The sequence below is a fragment of the Marinobacter salarius genome (genome assembly GCF_032922745.1).
Taxonomy (GTDB): Bacteria; Pseudomonadota; Gammaproteobacteria; order Pseudomonadales; family Oleiphilaceae; genus Marinobacter.
Genome location: NZ_CP136693.1, coordinates 2,655,658 through 2,681,650 on the forward strand (window position 1 = coordinate 2,655,658; position 25,993 = coordinate 2,681,650).

25 protein-coding genes are annotated in these 25,993 nt (G+C 57.2%); 18 read left to right on the forward strand and 7 right to left on the reverse strand.

Annotated features, from left to right (window positions below; all coding sequences use genetic code 11):
• Positions 1–24: 24 nt before the first annotated feature.
• Positions 25–1,758: a proline--tRNA ligase gene (locus tag R1T46_RS12275; protein WP_317305566.1), complete on the reverse strand. Its 1,734-nt coding sequence runs from the start codon at positions 1,756–1,758 to the stop codon at positions 25–27.
• 108 nt (positions 1,759–1,866) lie between these two features.
• Here R1T46_RS12275 and R1T46_RS12280 point away from each other — a divergent pair, with 108 nt between their 5' ends.
• Both R1T46_RS12280 and R1T46_RS12285 read left to right on the forward strand, forming a co-directional pair.
• Positions 1,867–2,295, forward strand: a complete 429-nt coding sequence (locus tag R1T46_RS12280; RefSeq protein WP_286810324.1) for a PaaI family thioesterase — start codon at positions 1,867–1,869, stop codon at positions 2,293–2,295.
• 10 nt (positions 2,296–2,305) lie between these two features.
• Positions 2,306–2,920, forward strand: coding sequence for a TetR/AcrR family transcriptional regulator (locus R1T46_RS12285; protein ID WP_286810323.1), 615 nt, complete (start codon positions 2,306–2,308; stop codon positions 2,918–2,920).
• A 4-nt stretch (positions 2,921–2,924) separates the two neighbouring features.
• Here R1T46_RS12285 and R1T46_RS12290 read toward each other — a convergent pair whose 3' ends face one another.
• Positions 2,925–3,422, reverse strand: coding sequence for an Lrp/AsnC family transcriptional regulator (locus R1T46_RS12290; RefSeq protein ID WP_317305567.1), 498 nt, complete (start codon positions 3,420–3,422; stop codon positions 2,925–2,927).
• Positions 3,423–3,568: 146 nt separating this feature from the next.
• Here R1T46_RS12290 and leuA point away from each other — a divergent pair, with 146 nt between their 5' ends.
• Positions 3,569–5,269 carry a 2-isopropylmalate synthase gene (gene leuA, locus R1T46_RS12295; RefSeq protein ID WP_317305568.1) on the forward strand — a complete coding sequence of 567 codons (1,701 nt, stop codon included), beginning with the start codon at positions 3,569–3,571 and terminating at the stop codon, positions 5,267–5,269.
• A 77-nt stretch (positions 5,270–5,346) separates the two neighbouring features.
• Here the strand turns inward: leuA and R1T46_RS12300 are convergent, their stop codons facing one another.
• The 3 genes from R1T46_RS12300 to xseA all read right to left on the reverse strand — a co-directional run bounded on the left by R1T46_RS12300 (position 5,347) and on the right by xseA (position 9,216).
• A complete protein-coding gene (locus R1T46_RS12300) occupies positions 5,347–5,556 on the reverse strand; it encodes a cold-shock protein (protein ID WP_008169155.1) in 210 nt (69 codons plus the stop codon).
• 318 nt (positions 5,557–5,874) lie between these two features.
• Positions 5,875–7,749: a propionyl-CoA synthetase gene (locus R1T46_RS12305; RefSeq protein WP_317305569.1), complete on the reverse strand. Its 1,875-nt coding sequence runs from the start codon at positions 7,747–7,749 to the stop codon at positions 5,875–5,877.
• A gap of 111 nt (positions 7,750–7,860) precedes the next feature.
• Entirely contained in the window at positions 7,861–9,216 is a 1,356-nt protein-coding gene (gene xseA, locus R1T46_RS12310) for an exodeoxyribonuclease VII large subunit (RefSeq protein WP_317305570.1), read from the reverse strand.
• 228 nt (positions 9,217–9,444) lie between these two features.
• On the opposite strand from xseA, the gene guaB reads away from it, so the two are divergent.
• The gene (gene guaB, locus R1T46_RS12315) at positions 9,445–10,908 is read left to right on the forward strand and encodes an IMP dehydrogenase (protein ID WP_317305571.1); all 1,464 of its coding nucleotides are present in this window, start codon (positions 9,445–9,447) and stop codon (positions 10,906–10,908) included.
• Between the two features lie 65 nt (positions 10,909–10,973).
• A complete protein-coding gene (guaA, locus tag R1T46_RS12320; protein WP_317305572.1) occupies positions 10,974–12,551 on the forward strand; it encodes a glutamine-hydrolyzing GMP synthase in 1,578 nt (525 codons plus the stop codon).
• 21 nt (positions 12,552–12,572) lie between these two features.
• On the opposite strand, the gene R1T46_RS12325 is transcribed toward guaA, so the two are convergent.
• On the reverse strand, positions 12,573–13,784 hold the full coding sequence (locus tag R1T46_RS12325) for a hypothetical protein (protein ID WP_317305574.1): 1,212 nt from the start codon (positions 13,782–13,784) through the stop codon (positions 12,573–12,575).
• 348 nt (positions 13,785–14,132) lie between these two features.
• On the opposite strand from R1T46_RS12325, the gene tadA reads away from it, so the two are divergent.
• Genes tadA through R1T46_RS12345 form a run of 4 tightly spaced genes read left to right on the forward strand, consistent with a single transcriptional unit; the run spans position 14,133 to position 17,462 of the window.
• Positions 14,133–14,633 (forward strand): tRNA adenosine(34) deaminase TadA, encoded by a 501-nt coding sequence (tadA, locus tag R1T46_RS12330; protein WP_317305575.1) that lies wholly within the window; start codon positions 14,133–14,135, stop codon positions 14,631–14,633.
• 9 nt (positions 14,634–14,642) lie between these two features.
• Entirely contained in the window at positions 14,643–15,626 is a 984-nt protein-coding gene (gene galE / locus R1T46_RS12335; RefSeq protein ID WP_317305576.1) for a UDP-glucose 4-epimerase GalE, read from the forward strand.
• 50 nt (positions 15,627–15,676) lie between these two features.
• Positions 15,677–17,020 (forward strand): UDP-glucose/GDP-mannose dehydrogenase family protein, encoded by a 1,344-nt coding sequence (locus tag R1T46_RS12340; RefSeq protein WP_317305577.1) that lies wholly within the window; start codon positions 15,677–15,679, stop codon positions 17,018–17,020.
• A gap of 1 nt (position 17,021) precedes the next feature.
• Entirely contained in the window at positions 17,022–17,462 is a 441-nt protein-coding gene (locus tag R1T46_RS12345; RefSeq protein ID WP_269399940.1) for an HIT domain-containing protein, read from the forward strand.
• Between the two features lie 27 nt (positions 17,463–17,489).
• On the opposite strand, the gene fabR is transcribed toward R1T46_RS12345, so the two are convergent.
• The gene (gene fabR / locus R1T46_RS12350) at positions 17,490–18,107 is read right to left on the reverse strand and encodes an HTH-type transcriptional repressor FabR (RefSeq protein WP_075196207.1); all 618 of its coding nucleotides are present in this window, start codon (positions 18,105–18,107) and stop codon (positions 17,490–17,492) included.
• A gap of 194 nt (positions 18,108–18,301) precedes the next feature.
• Between fabR and aspS the strand changes: the two genes are divergently transcribed.
• From aspS to tolA, 9 genes are all read left to right on the forward strand, one after another.
• Entirely contained in the window at positions 18,302–20,107 is a 1,806-nt protein-coding gene (gene aspS / locus R1T46_RS12355) for an aspartate--tRNA ligase (RefSeq protein ID WP_317305578.1), read from the forward strand.
• A gap of 53 nt (positions 20,108–20,160) precedes the next feature.
• The gene (locus R1T46_RS12360) at positions 20,161–20,910 is read left to right on the forward strand and encodes a YebC/PmpR family DNA-binding transcriptional regulator (protein WP_317305580.1); all 750 of its coding nucleotides are present in this window, start codon (positions 20,161–20,163) and stop codon (positions 20,908–20,910) included.
• A gap of 9 nt (positions 20,911–20,919) precedes the next feature.
• On the forward strand, positions 20,920–21,450 hold the full coding sequence (gene ruvC, locus R1T46_RS12365) for a crossover junction endodeoxyribonuclease RuvC (protein ID WP_317305581.1): 531 nt from the start codon (positions 20,920–20,922) through the stop codon (positions 21,448–21,450).
• Positions 21,451–21,480: 30 nt separating this feature from the next.
• Positions 21,481–22,113 carry a Holliday junction branch migration protein RuvA gene (gene ruvA / locus R1T46_RS12370; protein ID WP_317305582.1) on the forward strand — a complete coding sequence of 211 codons (633 nt, stop codon included), beginning with the start codon at positions 21,481–21,483 and terminating at the stop codon, positions 22,111–22,113.
• A gap of 167 nt (positions 22,114–22,280) precedes the next feature.
• On the forward strand, positions 22,281–23,309 hold the full coding sequence (ruvB, locus tag R1T46_RS12375) for a Holliday junction branch migration DNA helicase RuvB (protein WP_317305583.1): 1,029 nt from the start codon (positions 22,281–22,283) through the stop codon (positions 23,307–23,309).
• Positions 23,302–23,745: a tol-pal system-associated acyl-CoA thioesterase gene (gene ybgC, locus R1T46_RS12380; protein ID WP_317305584.1), complete on the forward strand. Its 444-nt coding sequence runs from the start codon at positions 23,302–23,304 to the stop codon at positions 23,743–23,745. The genes ruvB and ybgC overlap by 8 nt, the downstream gene beginning before the upstream one ends.
• Before the next feature lie 14 nt (positions 23,746–23,759).
• Positions 23,760–24,449: a protein TolQ gene (gene tolQ, locus R1T46_RS12385; RefSeq protein ID WP_007152467.1), complete on the forward strand. Its 690-nt coding sequence runs from the start codon at positions 23,760–23,762 to the stop codon at positions 24,447–24,449.
• A gap of 43 nt (positions 24,450–24,492) precedes the next feature.
• A complete protein-coding gene (gene tolR, locus R1T46_RS12390; RefSeq protein WP_317305586.1) occupies positions 24,493–24,939 on the forward strand; it encodes a protein TolR in 447 nt (148 codons plus the stop codon).
• 21 nt (positions 24,940–24,960) lie between these two features.
• Positions 24,961–25,992, forward strand: a complete 1,032-nt coding sequence (gene tolA, locus R1T46_RS12395) for a cell envelope integrity protein TolA (RefSeq protein WP_317305587.1) — start codon at positions 24,961–24,963, stop codon at positions 25,990–25,992.
• Position 25,993 lies beyond the last annotated feature (1 nt).

Below are 25,993 nucleotides of genomic sequence, written 5' to 3' on the forward strand. Positions count from 1 at the left end.
CGATCACGCTCGTTGCGCGCTGACCTAAAGGCCGTTGCGCGGGGAGGCACTGATCAGGAAGGGGAGTGCCTCGGCCAGCGGAATGTCCTGCTTGTCTTCGTCACGGCGGCCCTTGTATTCCAGGGTTTCTGCCGTCAGGCCCCGCTCGGACACCACGAACCGGTGAGGAATGCCGATCAACTCCATATCCGCGAACTTCACGCCCGGTCGTTCTTTCCGGTCATCCAGAAGAACATCAAAACCAGCCTGGCGAAGCTGCTCATAGAGCTTTTCGCCGGCAGCCATCACTGCCGGGGATTTTTGGCCGTTCAGTGTCACGATGGCCACCTCAAACGGTGCAATGGCATCGGGCCAGATGATGCCCTTGTCGTCGTGGTTCTGCTCAATAGACGAGGCGACAATCCGGGAGACACCGATACCGTAGCAGCCCATTTCCAGGGTGGCGCTCTTGCCGTTTTCATCCAGTACCGTGGCGTTCATGGCCTTGCTGTATTTGTTGCCCAGCTTGAAAATGTGGCCAACTTCGATGCCGCGCCGGATTTCCAGGGTGCCCTTGCCGTCCGGGCTGGGATCGCCCTCGACCACATCGCGCAGGTCTTCCACGCGGCTCAGTGCTACATCCCGCTCCCAGTTCACACCGGTCAGGTGGTAGCCTTCCTTGTTGGCGCCGCAGACAAAGTCCACCATGTGCGCCGCACTGCGATCGACAATGACCGGCACCGGCAGGGCCACGGGGCCGATGGAGCCGGCCTTGCAGCCGACCATCTGTTCGATTTCCTCGTCGGTGGCCATGGTCAACGGTTCAGCGACACCGGGCAGGTTTTCTGCCTTGATTTCATTAAGGGTGTGATCTCCCCGCAGAATCAGGGCAATCAAACCACTGTGGCCGTTGTCGTCTTCTTCGGCCTTGACCAGCAAGGTCTTGGCGCAGCGACTGGCGTCTACCTTCAGGAACGTGGCAACGGCCTCTATGGTCCGTTGCTCTGGTGTGGCCACCTCCGCCATTTCTTCGGAAGGCGATGAGCGGTCTCCGGCAGGCGCAACGGCTTCGGCTTTCTCAATGTTGGCGGCATAGTCGCTGTCGGTGCTGAACACAATGGCGTCCTCACCGGATGAGGCCAACACATGGAATTCGTGGGACGCGCTTCCGCCGATAGCGCCTGAGTCCGCCTCGACGGGGCGGTAATCCAGACCCAGTCGATTAAAGATGGCGCAGTAGGTGCTATGCATGACCTGATACGTGTCGTTCAATGATTCCGCATTCACATGGAACGAGTAAGCGTCCTTCATGATGAATTCCCGCGCACGCATCACGCCGAACCGGGGACGTCGTTCATCGCGGAACTTGGTCTGGATCTGGTAGAAATTCGCGGGCAATTCCTTGTAGCTTTTCAGCTCGTTGCGGATCAGATCGGTGATGACCTCCTCGTGGGTGGGCCCGAAGCAGAAATCGCGACCATGGCGGTCGTTCATCCGCAGTAGTTCACCGCCATACTGTTCCCAGCGCCCGGACTCCTGCCACAGCTCCGCCGGCTGCACCGCGGGCATCAGGACTTCCTGTGCGCCACTCTTGTCCATTTCCTCGCGCACGATGCGTTCAACCTTGCGAAGCACCCTCAATCCCATTGGCAGCCAGGAGTAGAGGCCGGAGGCCAGTTTTCGGATCATTCCTGCCCGGAGCATCATTTGATGGCTGATGATCTCGGCATCGGCAGGCGTTTCTTTTTGGGTGGCAATCAGGTAGCGGCTTGCTCGCATTGTGTTATCCGTAAGCAGTTGAGAAAGGGTTCTTTATTTATCCTGTCGTGCTCGCTATTGTACGGAGCGATTACCACGAGGTACAGATGGACATTGGGAGAGCAGCGAATGACACTGACCGCAGTAGAAGTCGAGGCCGTTATCCGGGCCGGTGTGCCCATGGCCGAGGATATCGGATTTACCGTCGACGAGGCGCGTGAGGACGGGTTTGCCCGCACCCGCCTGGTGTTCTCGGAACGCCTGATTCGCCCCGGTGGTACGCTGTCTGGGCCGGTGCAAATGGCCCTGGCGGATGCGTCCATGTATGCGGCGGTGATGGCCGCCATTGGCCAGGTTGAAATGGCGGTGACCAGCAACCTGTCGATCAATTTTCTGCATAAGCCGGCACCGGACGACCTGATCGGGGAGGCGAGGGTTCTGCGGATGGGACGCCGCCTTGCTTTTTGCGAAGTGCGCTTGCTCTCAGGGCAGGCAAACGAGGAGAAACTGGTCGCCCATGTAACGGGCAGCTATGCTTTACCGTATAACCGCAACTGAAGCAGGAGATATGACCGAAGAAACCGTGGATATCACGCCTCGTCGTCAGCCCGTTCAGGCCAGAAGCCGAGAGCGCGTGAATAGCATTCTCAGCCATGCGGCAGCGATTTTCCACGAGGTGGGTGTCGACGCCACCAGTATGTCCGCAATTGCCCGTCAGTCAGGCATGTCTCTCGCCTCCCTCTACCGTTACTTTCCCAACAAGGCTGCCATCGTAAAGGCCATTGCAGAAGGGCATGTTGAGCGCATGGAGACGGCGTTGAGGGAGCGCCTCGAGACCCTGGAACTGGTGGATGCCGTGGACGTTCTGATCGACCTGTTCTATGAGTTTTATCGCACCGAACCGGCCTATTCCGTGATCTGGAGCGGGGTGGAATCGATGCCCGAATTGCGGGACCTGGATATCCGCGAGCTATACAGCCATGCCCGTGACCTTGATAACCGCTTGCAGGATGTCTGTCCCCGCATTCCGGAAGATCGTCGCTGGACGGCGAGCCTGATGTTGCCCCGCTCGGCCGGAACCGTTCTCAGGCTGGCGGCGACCCTGCCGGACGATCAGGCCCGTTCGATGGTGAGTGAACTCAAGTGCATGGCTCGGGCCTATCTGGCTGAGCTCATCCGTTAGCGAGTCAGGACAGATACCCCAGAGGCAGGGCCGTGCTGTCAATCACCCGCCTCAACACAAAGCTGGAGTGAACACCACTGACGCCCTGGATGCGGGTGATGCGATTTAGCAGAAAGTGGTGATAGTGATCCATATCCGGCACCACCACCTTGAGCATGTAATCGGCATCCTGGCCAGTAATCAGGTAGCACTCCTGAACTTCCGGGTATTCACCCACTTGCCGCTCGAACGCTGCGAAGCGCTCTGGTGTGTGCCGGTCCATGCCAATGAGTATGATCGCTGTAAGGGATAATCCCAGTTTTTTGTGATCAAGGATCGTTACCTTCCGGACAATAACTCCGGCGTCTTCCAGGGCGCGTACCCTCCGCAGACAAGGGGAGGGCGATAGACCAACCTTGTCCGCCAGTTCCTGGTTCGTCAGTGAACCATCCTGCTGCAACTGCTCGAGGATATTGCGGTCAATCTTGTCGATTTTAATAAGCGACTTGTCAGATGTTGACATAAAATTCCACCCTCGATGAATATTCTGAAATATTATGCCTATTCTGTCTGTCTTGAGGGAAAGAAAGCAATCATTTTCCCCATGTGACGCGTTATCCTGATACACAGTCGATGAATTCCCCATGAGAACAGCAAGGAAACACCCCAATGGCATTTGATCATCGTAAATACGTTGCGTTTACGCCGGTGGCGAAAACCGATCGTCGCTGGCCGGACAAAGTCATCACCACCGCTCCGCGTTTTTGTGCGGTGGATCTTCGGGATGGTAATCAGGCGCTGGTAAAGCCGATGTCAGTAGCCCAGAAGCAGCGGATGTTTGATTTGCTGGTAAAGCTGGGGTTCAAGGAAATTGAGATTGGCTTTCCCGCGGCGAGCCAGCCGGATTTTGACTTCTGTCGCAAGCTTATTGAGGAAGATCGCATTCCCGATGATGTGCACATTCAGGTGCTGACCCAGGCACGGCCGGAATTGATTGAGCGGACCTACGACGCCCTTAAGGGAGCCCGCAAGGCCATCGTGCATGTGTACAACTCAACGTCGACGGTTCAGCGGGAACAGGTATTCGGCATGGACCGTGAAGGCGTGAAAGATATCGCGGTCAATGGCGCGCGAGTCGTCAAGAAAAATGCCGCCAAGTACCCGGACACCGAGTGGACTTTCCAGTATTCGCCGGAGAGCTTCACGGGAACGGAGCTGGATTACGCTGCGGACGTGATCGATGCCGTAAACGACGTATGGCGCCCGGACCAGGGCCAGCCGGTAGTGATCAATCTGCCAGCCACGGTTGAGATGGCGACCCCGAATGTATTTGCGGATCAGATCGAGTGGATCTGCGATAACGTCCGGTATCGCGAGCACATCAGTATCAGTGTTCACACCCACAACGATCGTGGCTGTGCCGTGGCGGCGGCGGAGTTGGCGGTCATGGCCGGTGCCGACCGGGTAGAAGGCACGCTGATGGGCAATGGTGAGCGCACGGGGAATATGGATCTGGTCACCATGGCGATGAACCTGTACTCGCAGGGCGTGGATCCGACACTGGACCTGTCGGGAATGGCCGAGATTACCGATGTGGTTGAAGCCTGTACTGAGATTTCCACCCATCCGCGTCACCCCTACGCCGGTGAGCTTGTGTTTACCGCCTTCTCTGGCAGCCACCAGGATGCCATCCGTAAATGCCTGGCTCGCCGAACTGAAGGCGAAAGCTGGCATGTGGCGTACCTGCCCATCGATCCTCACGACCTCGGTCGCCGTTATGAGGAAGTGGTTCGCATCAACAGCCAGTCTGGCAAGGGCGGGGTGGCTTATGTCCTGGAGCGCGATTACAACATCAGCCTGCCACGGTGGTTGCAGATCGAGTTCAGTAAGCTGGTGCAGCGTGAGGCCGAAACCAATGGCGGTGAGATTGACTCACTGACGATTCATCGGTTGTTCGAAGATCGTTACCTGAAGGTGGCCAAAGCCTGGGAGTTGAGATCCTATGACCTTCACCGGGATGATGAGGGCGTCAATGCCGTCGTGAGTATTGGCGCTGAAACCGGCCCGATCACTCTCAAAGGTCATGGCCTTGGAGCGGTTGAGGCCGTGTCGGCGGCGCTGGAGGCGGAGTACGACGTAACCCTGGCGGTGGAAGCCTACGATGAATTTGCATTGGGTGAAGGTACCAACGCCAATGCACTGGCCTGTATCCGTGTGACTGTGGACGGACAGCATTGCAGTGCGGCCGCTCTGGCCGAAGATACGACTTCGGCTACCTTGCAGGCGCTGTTTTCAGCGATTTCCCAGGTGGTTGAGGCCGGTCGTCGGGATGGGGCCGCCAATAAGGCGTCGGCGGAAGCGGGTGCCTGAAAAAGAAAGAGCCGGCGAATGCCGGCTCTTTCGGATTCCCTGTGCCCGTGAGGGGCATAGGGCGGGGTCGCGTAACCTCAGACCGGGGTTACGTTTTCCGCCTGGGGACCTTTCGGGCCCTGAGTCACGGTAAACTGCACCTGTTGACCTTCGGTCAGGGTGCGGAAGCCGCTTGCGTTGATTGCACTATAGTGAACGAAAACGTCACTGCCACCGTCCTGGGCGATAAAGCCAAAGCCCTTGGACTCGTTAAACCACTTTACGTGGCCTGTTTTTGTATCTGACATTGATCTTTCCTGTATTTCTGAAATTTTGCCCTCACGGGACCATCGGTATCCAGTCGGAGTACCGGCGCTGTAAAAATTCAGAAAGTACTGAGGAAAGGGGCAACGAAGAGCACTGCGGCAGGACGTTGAAACGCATTCACCAAATACCGCTGTATTTTCACAGCAATTTCAGTATAGACCGAGTTGGGAAGGCGTCAACGCTTTTTCTAGCACTTTATCTAAGTTTTTTAAACCGCAAAAACAACGAGTTGTCATAAACTCGTCACCAAACGGGCGCACCGCTGTGGCGCAGGTTCCGATTGGTGACGGGTCCGGTGGTCAGCCTTTGAATTGCTCGCTGATCTCTTCCAGTATAGCAGGATCGTCGATCGTGCTCGGTACTGCATAGTCCTCGCCATCGGCGATCTGGCGGATCACCCGACGCAGGATCTTGCCGGACCGGGTTTTGGGGAGTCGCTCCACCACCAATGCCTTGCGAAAACAGGCAATGGCACCGATTTTCTCGCGAACCATTTCAACCAACTCTTCTTCAAGTTCGTCGTGGTCAATGGTCGCACCATCCTTGATGAGCACGAGCCCCACGGGTATCTGGCCTTTCATGTCATCGTGAGCGCCAACCACGCAGCATTCCGCGATGGCTGGGTGAGCCGCGACAACTTCTTCCATCTCCCCGGTGGACAGCCGGTGGCCTGCGACGTTGATCACGTCGTCCGTTCGACCCATCACGAATACGTATCCGTCTTCATCAACAAATCCTCCATCACCGGAGCTGTAGAAGCCGTCAATGGGGGCCAGGTAGGTGTTACGGAATCGGTCGTCGTCCCCCCAGACCGTGGACATGCAGCCAGGAGGTAGTGGTAGCTTGACGGCTATCTGGCCCTGTTCCCCTGCAGGAACCTGATTGCCTTCCATGTCCACCACCTGAACGTTGAATCCGGGGGACGGAAGCGTGGCGGAGCCGGGTTTCGTCGTCATCATCTCGATGCCCACCGGGTTACAGCAGATTGCCCAGCCGGTTTCGGTTTGCCACCAATGGTCCAGTATTGGCAGGCGGGTATGTTCCTTCAGCCATTCGTAGGTGGGTGGGTCCAGTCGTTCGCCGGCCAGGAAGAGGCGCTTCAGGGAACTGATGTCGTAGCGGGACAGCTGATCAGCCTCAGGGTCTTCCTTGCGGACCGCCCGGAAGGCGGTCGGTGCCGTGAACAACAGATTCACGCCGTGGTCCTGGACCACGCGCCAGAAGGCGCCGGCATCTGGAGTTTTGACCGGCTTGCCCTCGTAAAGAATGGTGGTGCAGCCTGCAAACAAGGGGGCATAAACGATATAGCTGTGCCCGACCACCCAGCCAACGTCCGATGCGGCCCAGTAGACATCTCCCGGGCTGGCGTCGTAAACCAGGTGCATGCTGTAGCGAAGAGCGACGGCATGGCCGCCGTTGTCGCGCACAACGCCCTTGGGTTTACCGGTGGTTCCGGAGGTATAGAGGATGTAGAGCGGGTCGGTGGCCCGGAGAGGCACTGGGTCTGCTGGCTGGGCCTGGCTCACCAGTTCATTCCAGTCAAAATCGCGACCTTCCCGAAGTGCGGCCTGCGCCTGCGAACGCTGAAACACAATGCAACAGTCCGGCTTATGGCTGGCCTGGTCAATGGCTTTGTCCACCAGAGGTTTGTATTCGATGACCTTGCTAATCTCGATACCGCAGGAGGCCGTGATGATGGCTTTGGGCTTGGCATCATCAATCCGAACCGCCAGCTCATGGGATGCAAATCCGCCAAAGACCACGGAATGAATGGCGCCAATTCGGGCGCAGCCCAGCATGGCAATAACGGCTTCCGGAATCATCGGCATATAGAGAATCACCCGGTCGCCCTTGGTGATGCCTCTATCCTGGAGAGCGCCGGCGAAGAGTGCTACCGCAAGGGTGAGCTCATTGAAAGTGTATGAGCGGGTGGTGCCGGTGACTGGAGAATCGTAAATCAGGGCCTTCTGCTCGCCGCGTCCGGCCCGGACGTTGGCATCCAGTGCGACATCGGAGGTGTTAAGGATACCATCGGGAAACCATTGCCCATGGCCGTTATCGGTAGGCTGCCAGATGGTTTTCGGTGCCTCCATCCAGTCAAGGGCAGACGCTTTCTCGCGCCAGAAAGCGTCAGGCTGGTCGATCGACTGCCTGAACTCTGAGTGGTAGTCCATAACATCCACCTCGCATCACTATTGTTGTTGTGTTTGGTATTACCCACAACTTTAGGCGCTTTGAGGTGTAGGACTACTAGACCATAGGCTAAGGTTCTGTCTTTTTGAAAGTTATTGGTTTCCTGAATTGACTGCGGTCACGCTCGCTTCAAGATGCCCACTGGCGACACGGGCGGTGACCCTATCGCCGGGCTTGAGTTCACTGGCCTGGCGAACTATATCCCCGTTTTCCTGCTGAACGATGGCGTACCCCCGGCCCAGGGTCGCCAATGGGCTGACCACATGCAGCGTTTGGGCCAGATGCTCAAGTCGCTCCCGGCGTTGGACGACGGACTGGCCGGCGACGCGGGCCAGTCGTTCGGACAGTTGGCTAACGCTCCTGCGGTTGTCGTCAAGTCGCTTTGCGGGAGATTGCATTCCCAGGCGCTGGCCAAGGTGCTCAGATCGCACCTTTTCCCGTTCGATTCGCTGGCGCATGGCCTTGCCCAGCCGCAGGTCGAGATCATCCATGCGTTGGGCCTTTTCCATCAGTTCACGCCGAGGATCCCTGAGCCTGGCGGAAAGATGCGCCAGTTGAGTCCCCATCCGTTTGAGGGCCCGGCTGGCGGCGCCGGCGAGTCGATGTTCCCGTTCCCTGAGCTGTCGCAGCCAGTCTTGTTGGTCGGGTGATATTTTTTCCGCAGCAGCGGACGGCGTGGGTGCTCGCAGGTCGGCGACAAAGTCAGCAATGGTAACGTCCACTTCATGACCAACCGCACTGACCGTTGGTAGCGGGCATGCTGCGATGGCGCGGGCCACAGCTTCCTCGTTGAAGCACCAGAGATCTTCCAGTGAGCCGCCACCACGACCAATAATCAGCACATCGGCGACGCCGTGCCGGGCTGCCCGATCAATGGCGCGGACAATATCAGCCGTTGCCGCCTGTCCCTGGACAGCGGTGGGGTAGAGGGTAACGGGAATGGCCGGGCATCGTCTGGCAAGTACGGTCAGGATATCGTGAATGGCGGCACCGGTGGGCGATGTCACAACGCCAATGTGACTAGGGGTTGAAGGCAGCGATTTCTTGCGTGCGGCGTCGAACAGGCCTTCCATTTGCAGTTTGCGTTTGAGCTCCTCATAGGCCTGCTGTAGTGCGCCCAGTCCCGCAGGCTCGATATGCTCGACGATGATCTGGAAATCGCCCCGGTTCTCGTAGAGCGTAACCTTGCCACGGATGCGGACCTGCTCGCCTTCCTTCGGAATCTCTTTCACCCGCTGGTTGAAGCCCCGGAACATGGCGCAGCGGATCTGGCATTTGCGATCCTTCAGGGAGAAGTACCAATGGCCAGAAGAGGGGCGGGAGAACCCGGACAATTCGCCCTCAACCCAAACCTGCATAAAGCTGGCTTCCAGCAGATGGCGGGCCTGGTGATTGAGCTCGCTGACACTCAGCGCACGGGGCCGGGAATCCTGGAAACCGTTGTCCAAGGGGGGTGCTCCTTCGTTTCTGTCGGGTCGCGGTATACGCAAAAGCCGAAAATTGGAGAGTAAAAATAGCGAAAATTCAAAAAGATGCAACCCAATAGGTAATCAGCCCCGGTTTACTGTCAACCAAGGCCCATTTATAATAGGTCGATTAAGAATTTTGCACTGCCACAGTCTGCGGGGTGTGGTGTCAGAATTCTCCAATCTAGCATGTTCAAAAGGCGGATCCCAATGCTGCGAATTGCCGAAGAAGCCCTCACCTTTGACGATGTACTGCTCGTTCCAGGACGCTCAGAGGTTCTTCCTCACCAGGTCAGCCTGCAAACCCAGCTGACCAAAGGTATCACCCTGAATATTCCGTTGGTATCGGCGGCTATGGATACCGTGACCGAAGCTGATCTGGCCATCTCCATGGCCCAGGAAGGTGGCATCGGCATTATGCACAAGAGCATGTCTGTTGAGCAGCAGGCTGCGGCCGTCCGCAAGGTCAAAAAATTCGAAAGCGGCGTCGTCAAGGATCCCATTACGGTAACGCCGAACACCACGGTTCGCGAACTGGTGGACATCACCATGGCCAACAACATTTCGGGTCTGCCGGTGGTGGATGGTGTCGATCTGGTGGGTATCGTCACCGGTCGTGATATTCGCTTTGAAAGCCGCCTGGATACGCCTGTCTCTGAAATCATGACCGCCAAGGACAAATTGGTGACGGTGAAAGAGGGCGCCAACCTGGACGACGTGAAAGAGCTGTTGCATCGCCACCGCATTGAAAAAGTTCTGGTCGTGAATGACGACTTCGAATTGCGCGGGCTGATCACCGTCAAGGATATCCAGAAGGCGAAGGACTATCCGCTGGCCTGCAAGGACGAACAGGGTCGTCTTCGAGCTGGCGCAGCCGTCGGCACCGGTGCGGATACGGATGCACGGGTAGCCGCGCTGGTTGAGGCCGGTGTTGACGTGATCGTGGTGGATACAGCCCACGGTCACTCCAAGGGCGTGATTGACCGGGTTCGCTGGATTAAAGAGCATTTTCCGGAGGTTCAGGTGATCGGTGGCAATATAGCCACCTCTGATGCCGCAATCGATCTGGCGGACGCCGGTGCGGATGCGGTCAAGGTGGGTATCGGTCCCGGTTCCATCTGCACCACCCGTATCGTGGCCGGCATTGGCGTGCCTCAGATCACCGCCGTGTCCAATGTGGCAGCCGCCTTGAAAGACCGTGGCGTGCCCTTGATCGCGGATGGTGGCGTTCGCTTCTCTGGCGATATTTCCAAGGCCATTGCAGCCGGAGCCTACAGTGTCATGATTGGCAGCCTGCTGGCCGGTACTGACGAAGCGCCGGGCGAGGTTGAGCTATATCAGGGGCGCAGCTACAAGGCATACCGCGGCATGGGGTCCATTGGTGCCATGGGTCAGGGCTCCAGCGACCGTTACTTCCAGGACGCCAGCAAAGGCATCGAAAAGCTGGTGCCGGAAGGCATTGAAGGTCGCGTTGCCTGCAAGGGCCCAATGCGGAATATTGTGCACCAGTTAATGGGCGGTTTGCGGGCTTCCATGGGTTACACCGGCAGTGCCACCATGGAAGAAATGCGCACCAAGCCTGAATTCGTCCGCATCACCAATGCGGGCATGCGTGAGAGCCACGTCCACGACGTGACCATCACCAAAGAAGCACCTAACTACCGTATCGGCTGACCATTGTCGATTCAGGCGCGGCTCATCCAGTGAGCCGCGCTTTTTCTTTCTGCTCCGAGGATTTCATGGCCCACAACATCCACGATCACCGCATTCTGATTCTCGATTTCGGTTCCCAGTATACCCAGCTGATCGCGCGCCGCGTTCGGGAAATTGGGGTCTATTGTGAGATCAAGGCCTTTGATATTACCGATGAGGAACTGAAAGAGTTCAATCCCAAAGGCATCATTCTCGCGGGCGGTCCAGAGTCAGTGACTCAACTGGGCGGCCCCCGGGCGCCGGAAGGCCTGTTCGAAAAAGGGATTCCGGTTCTGGGCATTTGTTATGGCATGCAGACCATGGCCGAGCAACTGGGTGGCCGTGTTGCCAGTTCCGAGAAGCGGGAATTCGGCTATGCCCAGGTCAAGGTGCGTGCCAAGGGACCTTTGCTGAAAGACATTACAGACCACCTCACGGCAACCGGCGATTCGTTGCTGGACGTGTGGATGAGCCATGGCGACAAGGTTGTGGTGATGCCGGACGGCTTCGAGCTGCTGGCGTCGACGGAGAGCGCGCCGATTTCGGCGATGCAGGATACGTCGCGTAACCTCTACGGCGTCCAGTTCCACCCGGAAGTGACCCATACCCTGCAGGGCAAGCGCATCCTCGAGCACTTCATTCTCAACATCTGCCAGTGCGAGGCTCTGTGGACGCCAGCCAAGATCGTTGACGATGCGGTAGAACAGATCCGTAATCAGGTGGGCAGTGGCAAGGTGCTTCTGGGGCTGTCTGGTGGTGTGGATTCTTCCGTTACCGCCGCGCTGCTTCACAAAGCCATCGGCGACCAGTTGACCTGTGTATTCGTGGACAACGGCCTGCTACGCCTGAACGAAGGCGACCAGGTGATGGATATGTTCGCCAGCAATATGGGTGTTAAGGTCATTCGGGTCGATGCCGAAGACTTGTTCCTGTCCAAGCTGAAGGGTGTCGATGATCCCGAGCAGAAGCGCAAGATCATAGGCAACACCTTTATTGATGTGTTCGACGAAGAAGCGGCCAACATCCGCGATGTGAACTGGCTGGCCCAGGGCACTATCTACCCGGATGTCATCGAATCCGCAGCCTCCAAGACCGGTAAGGCCCATGTCATAAAGTCCCACCATAATGTGGGCGGCCTGCCGGAAACCATGAAAATGAAACTGGTGGAGCCACTGCGGGAGCTGTTCAAGGACGAGGTTCGCCGTATTGGCCTGGAGCTTGGTCTGCCTTACGACATGGTGTATCGCCACCCGTTCCCAGGTCCAGGCCTGGGCGTGCGGATTCTGGGTGAAGTGAAGAAGGAATACGCCGAAATCCTTCGTCGGGCTGACGCTATTTTCCTGGAAGAGTTGCACCGTGCTGACTTTTACCACAAGACCAGTCAGGCATTTGCGGTCTTCCTGCCCGTCAAATCGGTTGGAGTGGTAGGAGACGCACGCCGCTATGAATACGTAGTGGCATTGCGTGCGGTGGAAACCATCGATTTCATGACGGCGCGCTGGGCACACCTACCGTACGATCTGCTGGAAACGGTATCCAATCGCATCATCAATGAAATTGAAGGTGTGTCCCGGGTAACCTACGACGTTTCCTCCAAACCGCCGGCAACCATCGAGTGGGAGTGACCGGTGTGCAGGTTGGGTCGGTCAGTTAATCCTGACCAATCCGACCTGATTGGTGCTGCTTTGATGGATTAGCAGGTTTTCTTCCTCAGTCACCCAGACATTACGAATGATCCCAACTCCCGAGGGAATGGCCCAGCTTTGAAAGGTCTCGGCTTTCGGGTCGAATCTGACGAGCGCATCAGGTCGCATGCCCGATTCGTTGTACCAGATAATGTCGTCGATAACGGCCAATGCGTAAGGATGAGAGTCCGGGCCACTGGGAGAATCCCATTCAGTGATTGCGCCGGTATCCGGATTCAGTCGGCCGATTTTTCCCCTCGTTGAATTGACGTACCAGACGTTGCCTTGGCTATCCAGGTCAAGCCGACGTACTCGGGTTCGTTTATCCGGCAGGTTGTAATAACGGACCTCCATAGTGTTCGGATCCATGGCGCCGATCTTGTTCGTGCCATTGTAGGCAATCCAAACGGTGCCGCTGGAATCTACCTTGATTCCATAGGGCCTTGCTTCGGTATTCACTTCCTTCAACATGCCGGTGTCGGGATCCAGTCGGCCCAGCATGGCCGCGTGCTGAGCCGTGAAATACAGGTTGCCGTTGGGGTGAAATACAGCAGAGTGAGGGTCTTTGGCCTGCGTTTCATATTCAGTGATATTTCCGGTGTCCGGATTAAGCTTTCCAATGGTGGCATTACTGTTTCCGGTGTACCAGATGTTGCCATCCTCATCAGGGACAATGGAGTGTGGCCGGGCTGATGGCGGTAAATTGTATTCTTTCATTTCGCCAGTATCCGGGTTCAGTTTTCCAACCAGGCTTGCCCACATACCTGTCCACCAGATAGAGCCGTCTGGTGCTTCAATCGGGTCCCGAGTGCGTTGCCCAAGGGTAGGTGTTGTCCATTCAGTAATCTCAATGTCGACATTTCCCGGAACCAGAGTTGGTCGCCTGCCGGGGTCTTCCGGAAAGTGTTGGGCCAGATAATTGGCGACCCTGGTGGCCTGCTCATCTTGCAGGTCAATCATGGTGGAGAAAACCCGTCGCCACTCTTCAGGTGAGCTGTAACCAGCTGAGCGTTTGATGGTGGAGACGCCATGGCAGGCTGTGCAGGCGTTCTCGACCAATGCTTTGCCGGCACCTTCGGGTAGTGAAGATTGCGAATTGTTTTGCGCAAGGGAAGCTTGCGTGGTGCCGAGCAGAAGAACGGCTGCAACTGTCAGGGATGCAGGTAGGCTCATGGGAACGACTCCTGTCATTCGGAAAGACCTTTATTGTAATCGTACGTCACCATGTCATGGACACTGTGAGGTAATCAAAGTTCCGGTTTGGCGTGCTTTTACCCTAAGGTAAATGCCAGGCCGATGATGAGAGCTGCTGAATTGGCGGAATTTCAGGTATTCGCGCACTCGTTTCCAACTTTGGTAATATGTTGCCTGGTTGATGATGGTACCAATTATGCCGCCTCAGATATTGTTGCAGCACTCTTTAATCATCCCTCAATAAACCTTTTGTTTTAATAAGTTGCATACCCCGTTTTATTGAACGTTGACGTGGCGAATAGGGGTTCTGTGACCTGGGCAGGCATTATGGCTGGCACTGATGATGATCATTCCTGGATGAAGCGTGCGCTGCAGTTGGCTGGTCAGGCGGCAGCCGCTGGTGAGGTGCCGGTTGGTGCAGTGGTCGTGTTGGATGGACGGGAAATTGGAGCTGGCTATAATGCTCCGATCAGTGGATGCGACCCCACAGCTCATGCTGAAATACGTGCCCTGCGGGACGCGGCAAGGCGCGCGGGCAATTACCGGTTGCCGGGTGCCACGCTTTACGTCACCCTTGAGCCGTGCACCATGTGTGTGGGCGCTATTGTGCATAGCCGTGTCAGTCGTCTTGTATACGGTGCTTCGGAACCGAAAGCGGGCGCTGTTGAATCCGCCCGGAGGACGCTGGAAGAGGAACACCTGAATTGGCGTGTGGAATCTGTCGGTGGTGTTCTTGCGGGGCCATGTAGTGAGATTATCAGTGATTTTTTCGCGCGGAGACGAACAGACATCCGCCGCAGAAGACAATTGTTTTCAGGGAAGGAGTGACGATCGATCATGAAAGTTCTGGTAACCGGCGGAGCCGGCTATATAGGTAGTCATGTCGTAAGGCAGTTGGGCGAAGCCGGACACGACATTGTCATTTTCGATAACCTGTCCACCGGTTACCGCTGGGCGGTCACCTGTGGCGAGCTGGTGGTCGGAGATCTCGGCGATGAACAGGCCATTGCGGACCTTTTCAGCCAGCACCGCTTTGAAGCCGTGCTGCATTTCGCCGCCAATATCGTGGTGCCGGAATCGGTGGAGAATCCCCTCAAGTACTACCGCAACAATACCCGTAACACGCTGAATCTTCTGAAGGCCGTCGAAGATAACCAGGTGCCCTACATGGTGTTTTCATCCACGGCTGCCGTCTACGGTATGCCAGAGGAAACGGTACTGACGGAAGATCTACCGCTTGCTCCGATCAATCCCTATGGCGCCTCCAAGATGATGAGCGAGCGGATGATCATGGATCTGGCTGCCGCATCGTCCCTCAATTACGTGATCCTGCGTTACTTCAACGTAGCTGGGGCCAATCCTGAAGGTTTGCTGGGGCAGGCAACACCTGAAGCTACGCACCTGATCAAGGTTGCGTGTGAATGTGTGACGGGCAAGCGCGATGGTATGAGCGTGTTTGGCACCGACTATGACACCCGTGATGGCACCTGCATCCGCGACTACATCCACGTGGAAGACCTGGCCAAGGCTCATGTGATGGCGTTGGACTACATGGCCGGTGGTGGTGAGTCGCGAGTGTTGAACTGCGGCTACGGGCGTGGGTTTACCGTCCGCGAAGTTATTGATGTCGTCAAGCGCCAGTCAGGCAACGACTTTCCGGTGCAGGAAACCGGCCGTCGGGCAGGGGACCCAGCCGCGCTGATGGCGGACAACTCGCGAATCAAAAAGGTACTGGGCTGGCAGCCGGATTACGATGACCTGGATACCATCGTCGGCACAGCCCTGACCTGGGAAAAGATCTGGCAGGATAAGCAAGCCTGAGGCTGCTTGTCCCCATGCTTTAAACAAATTCAATTTCAGGGTTTTGACGGATGAAAATTACTATTTTCGGGACTGGATACGTCGGGCTTGTGACGGGTGCATGTCTGGCCGACGTGGGCCACCATGTTCTATGCATGGATGTGGATCAGGGCAAGATCGATAAGCTGAAAAACGGTCATATCCCCATTTATGAGCCTGGCCTCGAGTCCATCGTAAAGCATACCGTTGAGGCCGGCCGTCTGGCGTTCACCACCGATACCAAAGAAGCCGTAGCTCACGGTGTGCTGCAGTTCATTGCAGTGGGTACGCCGCCGGATGAAGACGGTTCAGCCGACCTGCAGTATGTGACGGCCGTGGCGCGCGCCATCGGACAGTACATGGACGAGTACAAAGTGGTTGTGGACAAGTCTACTGTGCCGGTTGGTACCGGAGACAGGGTTAAGGCTGCGGTGCGCTCCGAGTTGGACAAGCGCGGGTTAGAGCTCGAATTCGATGTGGTGTCCAATCCCGAGTTTCTGAAGGAAGGGGCGGCCATCACCGATTTCATGAAGCCCGACCGCATCATCGTTGGCACCGACAGTGAGCGGGCCAAGGAGGTGCTGCACGAGGTCTACTACCCATTCAATCGTAGCCACGACCGCATGATCTTCATGGACATCCGGTCTGCGGAACTGACCAAGTATGCAGCCAACTCCATGCTGGCCACCAAGATCAGCTTCATGAACGAGATAGCCAACCTGGCGGAGCGCCTCGGTGCCGATATCGAGAACGTTCGCCGGGGTATCGGTTCTGACCCCCGCATCGGCTACCACTTCATTTATCCCGGTTGCGGTTATGGCGGCTCCTGTTTCCCGAAAGACGTACAGGCGCTGACCCGCACAGCCAGGGACTGTGACTACGATTCCCGCCTGCTGAACGCCGTGGAAGCCGTGAACAACGCCCAGAAGCATGTGTTGTTCGACAAGATCAGTCATTACTTCAATGGCAACCTGAAGGGTAAGGTGGTCGGAATCTGGGGGTTGGCATTCAAGCCCAACACCGACGATATGCGTGAAGCCTCGTCCCGTGCCCTGATGCAGGATCTCTGGAATGCCGGTGCGAGTGTGCAGGCCTTCGATCCTGAAGCGATGGAAGAGACCCAGCGTATCTTCGGCGACCAGCCTGGGCTGACTCTATGCGGAACCAAGGAGCAGGCGCTGAAAGGCGCGGATGTATTGGCCATCTGCACCGAGTGGAAGGAGTTCCGGTCACCGGACTTTGCAGCCATCGCCGCGACGATTAAAGAGCCTGTGGTCTTTGACGGACGTAACCTGTATGAACCCGACATGCTCGAGCGCCACGGTATGATCTACTACGCCATTGGCCGTGGCAGGAATCAGTTCCACGGAGGTTGATATGAGTGGGGCGGAGTCGCCGTTTGTCCTGCACGAGCGTCTGGAAGCTGACACAGTCAGCCTCGGACAGAGCAAGCTGTGTGAAATTCGGCTGATGAACGACAGCAACTGGCCCTGGATCCTTCTGGTGCCCAGGGTTGATGGCGTGCGGGAGATCTATCAGCTGGCTCCGGAGCAACAGCGGCAGCTGCTGGCGGAATCGTCCCTTCTTGGGGAGGGCATGATGGAATTGTTCGGTGGGGATAAGCTCAATGTTGCGGCGTTGGGTAACATGGTGCCGCAACTTCACCTTCATCATATCGTGCGTTTTGAAGGCGATTCCGCCTGGCCTGGTCCTGTCTGGGGCAAGCTTCCGCCGAAGCCCTACAGTGTCAGCGACCTGGCCAGAATAAGCGAACAACTGAAGCCGTTGCTGGGCCGGCTTTCGCAAATAGTGGCGTAGCAATCTCCTCCGCCAAAGCCGAGTGGCTTAGCGTTTATGCCGAGCGATGGTGCGTGATCCAACCAGGATCATCCTGAGCTCGGTTTTCAGTTTGTCCTTCAAGGCTTCCTTTTCCGGTGGTGTTGCGTCAAGCGCCTCGGCGCCCTGATTGAACACCAGTGTCACCATGGCGTCCGCCACCAGTTTCGAGTCTGATAGGGGGCGATTCTCTTCATCCGCGATACGGGCCAGATCTGCCGCCAGTTCGGTCACAAAGTGGTCGATTTCAGCCTTGATGGCAGTGCGGAAGGGTTTTGATACCCCGGTGCTTTCCCGCAGCATCAGACGAAACAGGTTGGAGTTGTTGCCAAGATACTCCATGAAGGTATCCACTGACGTGCTGATGGCGCTGCCGTTCCGTGCAATTCGCTTGCGTGCCTGGCGCATAAGCTGCCGCAGGGCGACACCGCCTTCATCCACCAGGGCAAGCCCCAGCTCGTCGAGTTCGGAAAAGTGCCGGTAGAAAGATGTCGGCGCAATGCCAGCTTCCCTTGCCACTTCCCGCAGGCTCAGGCTGCCGAAGCCCCGGTCCGCGCTTAGTTGAGCAAGGGCAGCATCCATCAGGGCACGGCGAGTGCGGAGTTTCTGTTCGGCTCGGGCTGACAAGGGCGGCTCCATAGGGCGGTAAATAGGGCGGCAAATCGGCCCATTCTAGCGGCCAAACGTTTTACCGTCACCCACGGTGATGGAAGCCTGATTTTCCCGTTCATTGTGTTTATAATAGGCCGCTTTTGCAGTAGGGTCCGCCAGAACCATTTTTGCAAACTTTTACGCACACATCAGATACAACGGGAACCGGTATGCGCAGTCATTATTGCGGTGGAATCAACGAATCTCACATCGATCAGGAAGTTACTCTTTGCGGTTGGGTTCATCGTCGCCGCGATCACGGCGGGGTGATCTTTCTGGACCTTCGCGATCGGGACGGCATTTCCCAGGTCGTGTTCGATCCGGATACCCCAGAGAGCTTCAATCTGGCGGAGAAGGTCCGCAGTGAATTCGTGATCCAGGTGACCGGCCGTGTGCGCCGTCGTCCCGCCGGTACCGAAAACGCCAACATGCCGACTGGGCAGGTCGAACTGCTGGGTAAGCAGTTGTCCATCCTGAATGCCGCTGCAACGCCTCCGTTCCCGCTGGATGAGCATGTGGATGTGGGCGAAGATGTTCGCCTGAAGTATCGCTTTGTAGACCTGCGTCGCCCAGAAATGCTGAACCGACTGCGTTTCCGCTCCAGGGTGACCAGCTATATTCGCAACTTCCTGGACAGCAATGGTTTCATGGATGTCGAAACGCCCATCCTGACCCGAGCCACGCCGGAAGGCGCACGTGACTATCTGGTGCCAAGCCGCACCCATGAGGGCTCCTTCTTCGCGCTTCCCCAGTCCCCGCAACTTTTCAAGCAGTTGCTGATGGTGTCCGGTGTGGATCGCTATTACCAGATCGCCAAGTGTTTCCGTGACGAAGACCTGCGTGCCGACCGTCAGCCCGAGTTCACGCAGATTGACATCGAGGCTTCGTTCATCGACGAGGAGACCTTGATGACCCTGAACGAGAACATGATTCGTTCCCTGTTCAAGGATGTGCTGGAAGTGGATCTGCCGGAGTTCCCGCGCATGCCGTACGCCGAGGCAATGCAGCGCTATGGCAGCGACAAGCCGGATCTGCGTATCCCGCTTGAGCTGGTTGATGTGGGGGATCTGGTTGCGGGCGTTGACTTCAAGGTGTTTGCCGGTCCGGCTAATGACCCCAAGGGCCGCGTAGCAGCGCTACGTGTTCCTAAGGGCGGCGAGCTGACCCGCAAACAGATCGACGACTACACCAAGTACGTGGGTATCTACGGCGCCAAGGGGCTGGCCTACATCAAGGTCAATGATACTTCCAAGGGCGTTGAAGGCCTGCAGTCGCCGATCATCAAATTCCTGGGTGACGACGTTGCACAGGCCGTCATCGAGCGCTCCGGTGCGGAAGATGGCGATATTGTGTTCTTCGGCGCCGATAAGACCAACGTGGTCAACGAAGCCCTGGGCGCGCTTCGCATCAAGGTCGGCCACGACCTGAACATGCTGACGTCCGAGTGGGCGCCGATGTGGGTAGTGGACTTTCCGATGTTCGAGGAAACGTCTGACGGAAGCCTGACCGCGATTCACCATCCGTTCACGGCGCCGTCCTGTTCTGGCGAGGAACTGGAAGCGTCACCGGCGACGGCATTGTCCCGCGCCTACGACATGGTGCTGAATGGCACCGAGCTCGGTGGCGGTTCCATCCGTATTCATGACGAAAAAATGCAGGAAAGTGTGTTCCGTACCCTGGGTATTGAGCACGAAGAAGCGCGGGCCAAGTTCGGGTTCCTGCTGGATGCGCTGAAATACGGTTGCCCTCCCCATGGTGGCCTGGCGTTTGGCCTGGACCGGTTGATCATGCTGATGACAGGCGCCAGCTCCATCCGTGATGTGATTGCGTTCCCCAAAACCCAGAGCGCCACCTGTCTGATGACACAGGCGCCCGGAGAAGTGGACGACAAGCAGTTGCGTGAGCTTCATATCCGCCGCCGCAAGCCCGCGGCCAAGGCCGGCGAAAATAAGGAAGACACCCAGACAGGCGAGTAACGCAATGCCGGAGCACACCCTCGTGTGTGCTCCGCGACTGAACGGAGTTGATTATGGCTGGACACAGTAAATGGGCCAACATCAAGCACCGTAAAGCGGCTCAGGACGCCAAACGCGGTAAGATTTTCACCAAGATCATTCGCGAGTTGACGGTGGCGGCCCGTCAGGGCGGGGGAAACCCGGATGACAATCCGCGATTGCGGGGCGTCATCGACAAGGCCCTGACTGCCAACATGAAGAAGGACACCATCGAGCGCGCCGTTGAGCGGGGCGCCGGGGATGGTGACGACAGCAATTACGAGGAACCGACCTACGAAGGGTACGGTCCTGGTGGCGTTGCGATCTTTGTGGAAGTCATGACGGATAACCGCAACCGCACCGTGGCCGACATTCGTCATGCCCTGAACAAGATGGGCGGCAACCTCGGCACTGATGGTTCGGTAGCGTATCTTTTCAGTAAGCAGGGTATTATCAGCTACAGCCCGGAGATGGACGAAGACCAGCTGATGGAAGCGGCCCTGGTTGCCGGTGCCGAGGACCTGGCGACGCTCGGCGACGGGTCTTTCGAGATAGTCACCGTGCCAGATCAGTTCCTCGACGTTAAACAGTCCCTGGTGGAGTCCGGCCTGATACCCGATAACGCAGAAGTCACTATGGTGCCCTCAACCACCGTAGAGCTGGATGAGGAGGGAGCAGAGCCCATCCTCAAGCTCATCGATATGCTGGAAGACCTGGACGATGTGCAGAATGTCTATCACAACGCCGATATATCGGCGGACGTGATGGAGGCACTCCATCAATAAGGACGCAACGTGTCGATAATCATGGGGGTGGACCCCGGGTCGCGCATTACCGGTTACGGCGTTGTACGGGCTGAAGGCCGTGTGATTGAGTACATTGACAGTGGTTGTATCCGGGTGGGTGAGAAGCCCATGGCGGAACGCCTGCAAACCATCTTCCACAGCCTGGCCACGTTGATTGGTGAGTACCGCCCCGAAGAATTCGCCATTGAGCAGGTGTTCATGGCCCGTAACCCGGATTCAGCGTTGAAGTTGGGGCAGGCCAGAGGAGCTGCGATTGTAGCGGCCGCCAACAGCGGTTTGCCCGTTCACGAGTATTCCGCCCGCCAGGTTAAGCAGGCGGTGGTGGGTAAGGGTGGTGCTGACAAGTCCCAGGTCCAGCATATGGTCCAGGTGTTGCTGGCGCTGTCCCGCAAGCCCCAGGCCGACGCCGCAGATGCCCTGGCGATTGCGCTATGCCACGCCCACATGAGCCAGAGCGTTGCCAGGCTGGCATCTGGCGGTGGCGGAAAAGTGCGCAGTGGCCGGGTCCGAAGACAATAACCGACGCATTGAAGTCCAGGGAGAAACCCGTTGATTGGTCGTATCCGAGGCATCCTGATTGAAAAATCCCCCGCGCAGGCATTGGTGGAATGCGCTGGCCTGGGGTATGAAGTTGATATTCCCTACACCACCTTCTTTAACCTTCCTGAAACTGGCAACGAGCTGGTTCTCCACACCCACTTTGTTGTCCGTGAGGACGCCCAGAGCCTCTACGGCTTCTCTTCACGGCTGGACCGGGACCTGTTCCGTTTGCTGATCAAGGTCAATGGGGTTGGTCCCAAACTTGCTGCGGGGATTCTGTCAGGGTTGGATGCGAATCAGTTTATCCGCTGCGTTGAAGCTCGCGATGCCAATGCCCTCGTCAAGCTTCCTGGTGTTGGCAAGAAAACCGCCGAACGCCTGCTTATTGAAATGACAGATCGTATAGGGCAACTTGAAGGGCAGTTTATACCAGCGTCGCCAAATGCGACGGTTACCTCCGACTCAGCCGACGCGAGCGTTGCTGCAGGTCATGACCCCAGGGACGAGGCGGAAGCCGCCCTGATTGCCCTGGGTTACAAGCCACAGGAGGCGTCGAAGGCCATCAGCAAGGTTGCGGAGGAGGGCATGTCGAGCCAGGAGTTGATTCGGTTGGCGCTACGGGCAATGATTCCTGCCAGTTGATGGGCTGATTAACGGGTTGATTAAAAGAGTGTCATTAATCGCATCCTGGCCCCATATGTGTAGAGAGCGTAACGTGACAGCAAAAGCGCCGTTTGTACAATTGGGGCATAATGAACCCGATACGAGTGTGCAGGCATGTTGTTGATTTCCTCTGAGCGGGTAGTTCAATGATTGAATCGGATCGCCTGATTACAGCCCAGGCCGGACAATACGAGGAAGTGCAGGATCGAGCGATCCGTCCCGGTGTGCTTGCGGACTATGTTGGTCAGCCGGCTGTGCGGGAGCAGATGGAAATCTTCATTTCCGCCGCGCGAGGTCGCCAGGAGGCATTGGATCATGTGCTGATCTTTGGTCCGCCGGGGCTGGGCAAGACCACGCTCGCCAACATCATTGCCAATGAAATGGGTGTGTCCATTAAGACCACATCCGGCCCGGTGTTGGAAAAAGCCGGTGATCTGGCCGCCATGCTGACCAACCTCGAAGAGGGTGATGTCCTCTTCATTGATGAAATTCATCGTCTCAGCGCCGCCGTGGAAGAAGTGCTCTACCCGGCGATGGAAGACTACCAACTGGATATCATGATTGGAGAGGGCCCGGCGGCCCGCTCCATCAAACTGGACCTGCCCCCCTTTACCCTGGTGGGTGCGACGACACGCGCCGGGCTTCTGACGTCGCCGCTGCGGGATCGTTTCGGCATCGTCCAGCGCCTTGAGTTCTATAACACCAAGGATCTGACGGATATTATTCTCCGTTCCGCGCGATTGTCATCGGTCTCTATCGACAACGGCGGTGCTTACGAAATTGCCCGTCGTTCCCGGGGAACACCCCGTATTGCCAACCGCCTGCTACGCAGAGTGCGTGACTTTGCTGAGGTAAAAGCGGATGGCAGCATTAGTGAGTCCATTGCGGACCAGGCACTGAACATGCTGAAAGTGGACGCCCAGGGGTTTGATCACATGGACCGGCGCCTGCTTTTGGCGATGATTGAAAAGTTTGATGGTGGCCCGGTCGGTGTCGAAAGTCTGGCAGCGGCGATCAGTGAAGAACGAGGCACTATCGAAGACGTTCTTGAGCCGTTCCTGATCCAGCAGGGCTTCATGGTGCGAACGCCCCGTGGGCGAATGGTGACGTCGAATGCCTACCAGCATTTCGGCGTCGTGCCATCTGGCCCGGAGCGGGAGGACCTTTTTGACTGAGCGCTATGATTCGTCGGTCGGTTTGTCGGTTCGTGTGTACATCGAGGATACCGACGCCGGCGGTATCGTATACCATGCGAAGTACCTGCATTATATGGAGCGTGCCCGCACGGAGTGGGTTCGTCATAAGGGTGTCGGGCTTCGCGCCGGCCTCGCGGACAACATCAGTTACGTTGTCCAGCGCCTGGCGATCCACTACGGTGCCCCGGCCAGGCTCGACGATGAGTTGCGAGTGACCGCGGAGCCAGTGGCGTTCGGCCGTGTATGGATGGATTTTCGTCAGCAGGTCGTGCGTAGCTCCGATGACAAGATACTGGCATCGGCGGATGTGCGTGTGGCCTGTATTGCACTGGATTCCGGCCGGCCAAGACGCCTTCCGGTAAACATGCTGGAGTTGCTGGAAAGTAGCCTGAAAACCAATTCACAAGTGGAATAATCCAGGAGTAAAAGGTGGAGTCAGAAGTTTCTGTTTGGTATCTCATCGCCAACGCCGGCGTGCTGGTTCAGCTGGTCATGCTGTTGCTTGCCCTGGCGTCCATTATCTCCTGGGCACTGATCTTCCAGCGCCTGAAGGTGTTCCGCAAGGCCAAGCAGGCCCAGTATGCGTTCGAGGAACGGTTCTGGTCCGGAATGGACCTGGGTCAGCTATACCGGGAAGTGAACAGTAATCCGACGCCGTTCTCCGGCATGGAGTCGTTGTTCCGGGCCGGTTTCAAGGAATTTTCCCGTCTGCGCCAGCAAAGCCGTGATGCCGATGCCGTTATGGAAGGTACCCAGCGTGCGATGCGAGTGGCGTTTTCCCGGGAGCAGGAGCGGCTGGAGATGCATTTACCGTTTCTTGCAACCGTGGGTTCTACCAGCCCCTATGTCGGTCTCTTTGGTACGGTCTGGGGCATCATGAACTCGTTTCGGGGGCTGGCTCAGGTTCAGCAAGCGACCCTCGCCACGGTGGCCCCTGGTATTTCCGAGGCTTTGATAGCAACGGCGATGGGCCTGTTTGCGGCCATACCCGCGGTGATTGCCTACAACCGATTCTCCGCTATTTCCGACGCTCTGCTGAAGAACTATGAAACCTTTGCCGATGAGTTTTCGAGCATCCTCCATCGCCGTGTGCATAACAGCGAGCAGTCAGCCGCATGAGGATGGCAGCCAGTAACGGTCAGTCAGTCGGGAGAGCAGAAACATGAAAGGCATGGGAATGATGCCGGCGAGAAGTAGCAAGCCGATGTCTGAAATTAACGTTGTGCCCTACATCGACGTCATGCTGGTGCTGCTGATCATCTTCATGGTGACGGCGCCGATGCTGACACAGGGCGTAAAAGTGGATCTGCCGGAAACCACATCGCAGCCGATCCAGTCTGACAAGAACGTGGAATCCATCGTGGTGTCCGTGGACAGCAATGGTGCGTATTTCATGGATATCGGCGATGAAAGCAGTGACCCGATGTCGCTCGCAGACATTCGCGAACGTATTGCGAAAATCCTGTCCCAGCGTACGGATCGCGAAGTACTTGTTCGGGGTGATGAGCATGTTGAATACGGTACCGTTGTTCGACTGATGGCACAGTTGCAGGCCGCAGGGGCGTCTAATGTCGGATTGATCACCGAAGCGCCATCCATTGATGAGTAGGTACAGAGCAGGCAGGTTTTTGTGAGAGGTCATGAGCGTGATGTAACCAACACGGGCCAGCCCCCCTGGAAGTCGCCCGTTGCTCTGTCAATCCTGCTGCATGGGTTGATTCTGGGCGTGGCTCTGGCGGGTTGGACCTGGACCGATCCCTCGGAGGATCCGCCGCCGCCCAGTATTTCTGCACGCCTGATCACTCCAAACGAGCCTGAGCCCAGCCCGGTGACGGAACCGGTTGATGAGCCGGATCGTGATGAAGAACGCAGGCAGGAGGAAGAGCGGAAGCGTAAGGAAGAAGCCGAACGTCGAAAGGCCGAAGAGGAGCGCGAACGGGAAGAGGCCCGCCGTATCCAGCAGGAGAAAGAGCGCAAGCAGGAACAGCAGCGCCAGGAAGAGGCGGCGAAGCGCGAACGTGAACAGCAGCGCAAAGCGGAAGAGGCTGCCCGCCAGAAGGCTGCGGCGGAAGCCAAGGAGCGTGAACGTCAAAAGGCCGAGGAAGAAAAGCGTCGGCAGGAGGAGGCTGCCCGGAAGGCTGCCGAGGAAAAGCGCCGAGCGGAGGAGCAGCGCCGCAAGGAAGAAGCTGAGCGCAAGGCGAGGGAAGAGCGAGAGCGCCAGGAAGCCGAACGCAAGCGCAAGGAGCGTGAGCGGCGTTTGAAGGAACAGCAACTGGAAGCCATGGCGGAAGAGGCCCAGCAGGAACGCGAGACTGAGGAACGCCGTAAGAGAGAGGCGGCTGCCGCCAAGGCACGCGAGGCGCAGATGCTGTCGGAAAGCCAGAAGTATCAGGCGCTGATTCGTGAACGGTTAAGCCAGGCCTGGTATCCGCCTTCGTCGGCAACGGAGGAGATGACCGCAAGGCTTCAGATCACTTTGCTACCGACTGGTGAACTTGCGTCGGTAAAGCTTGTCTCCTCCAGTGGCAACACGGCATTCGATAATTCGGCGCGGGGCGCGGTTAAGTCGCTGAATCGTTACCCGATTCCCGATGATCGGGACACATTTGAAAAGTATTTTCGCCAGTTTACGATTGAGTTCAATCCTCGGCGGTTGAGATAAG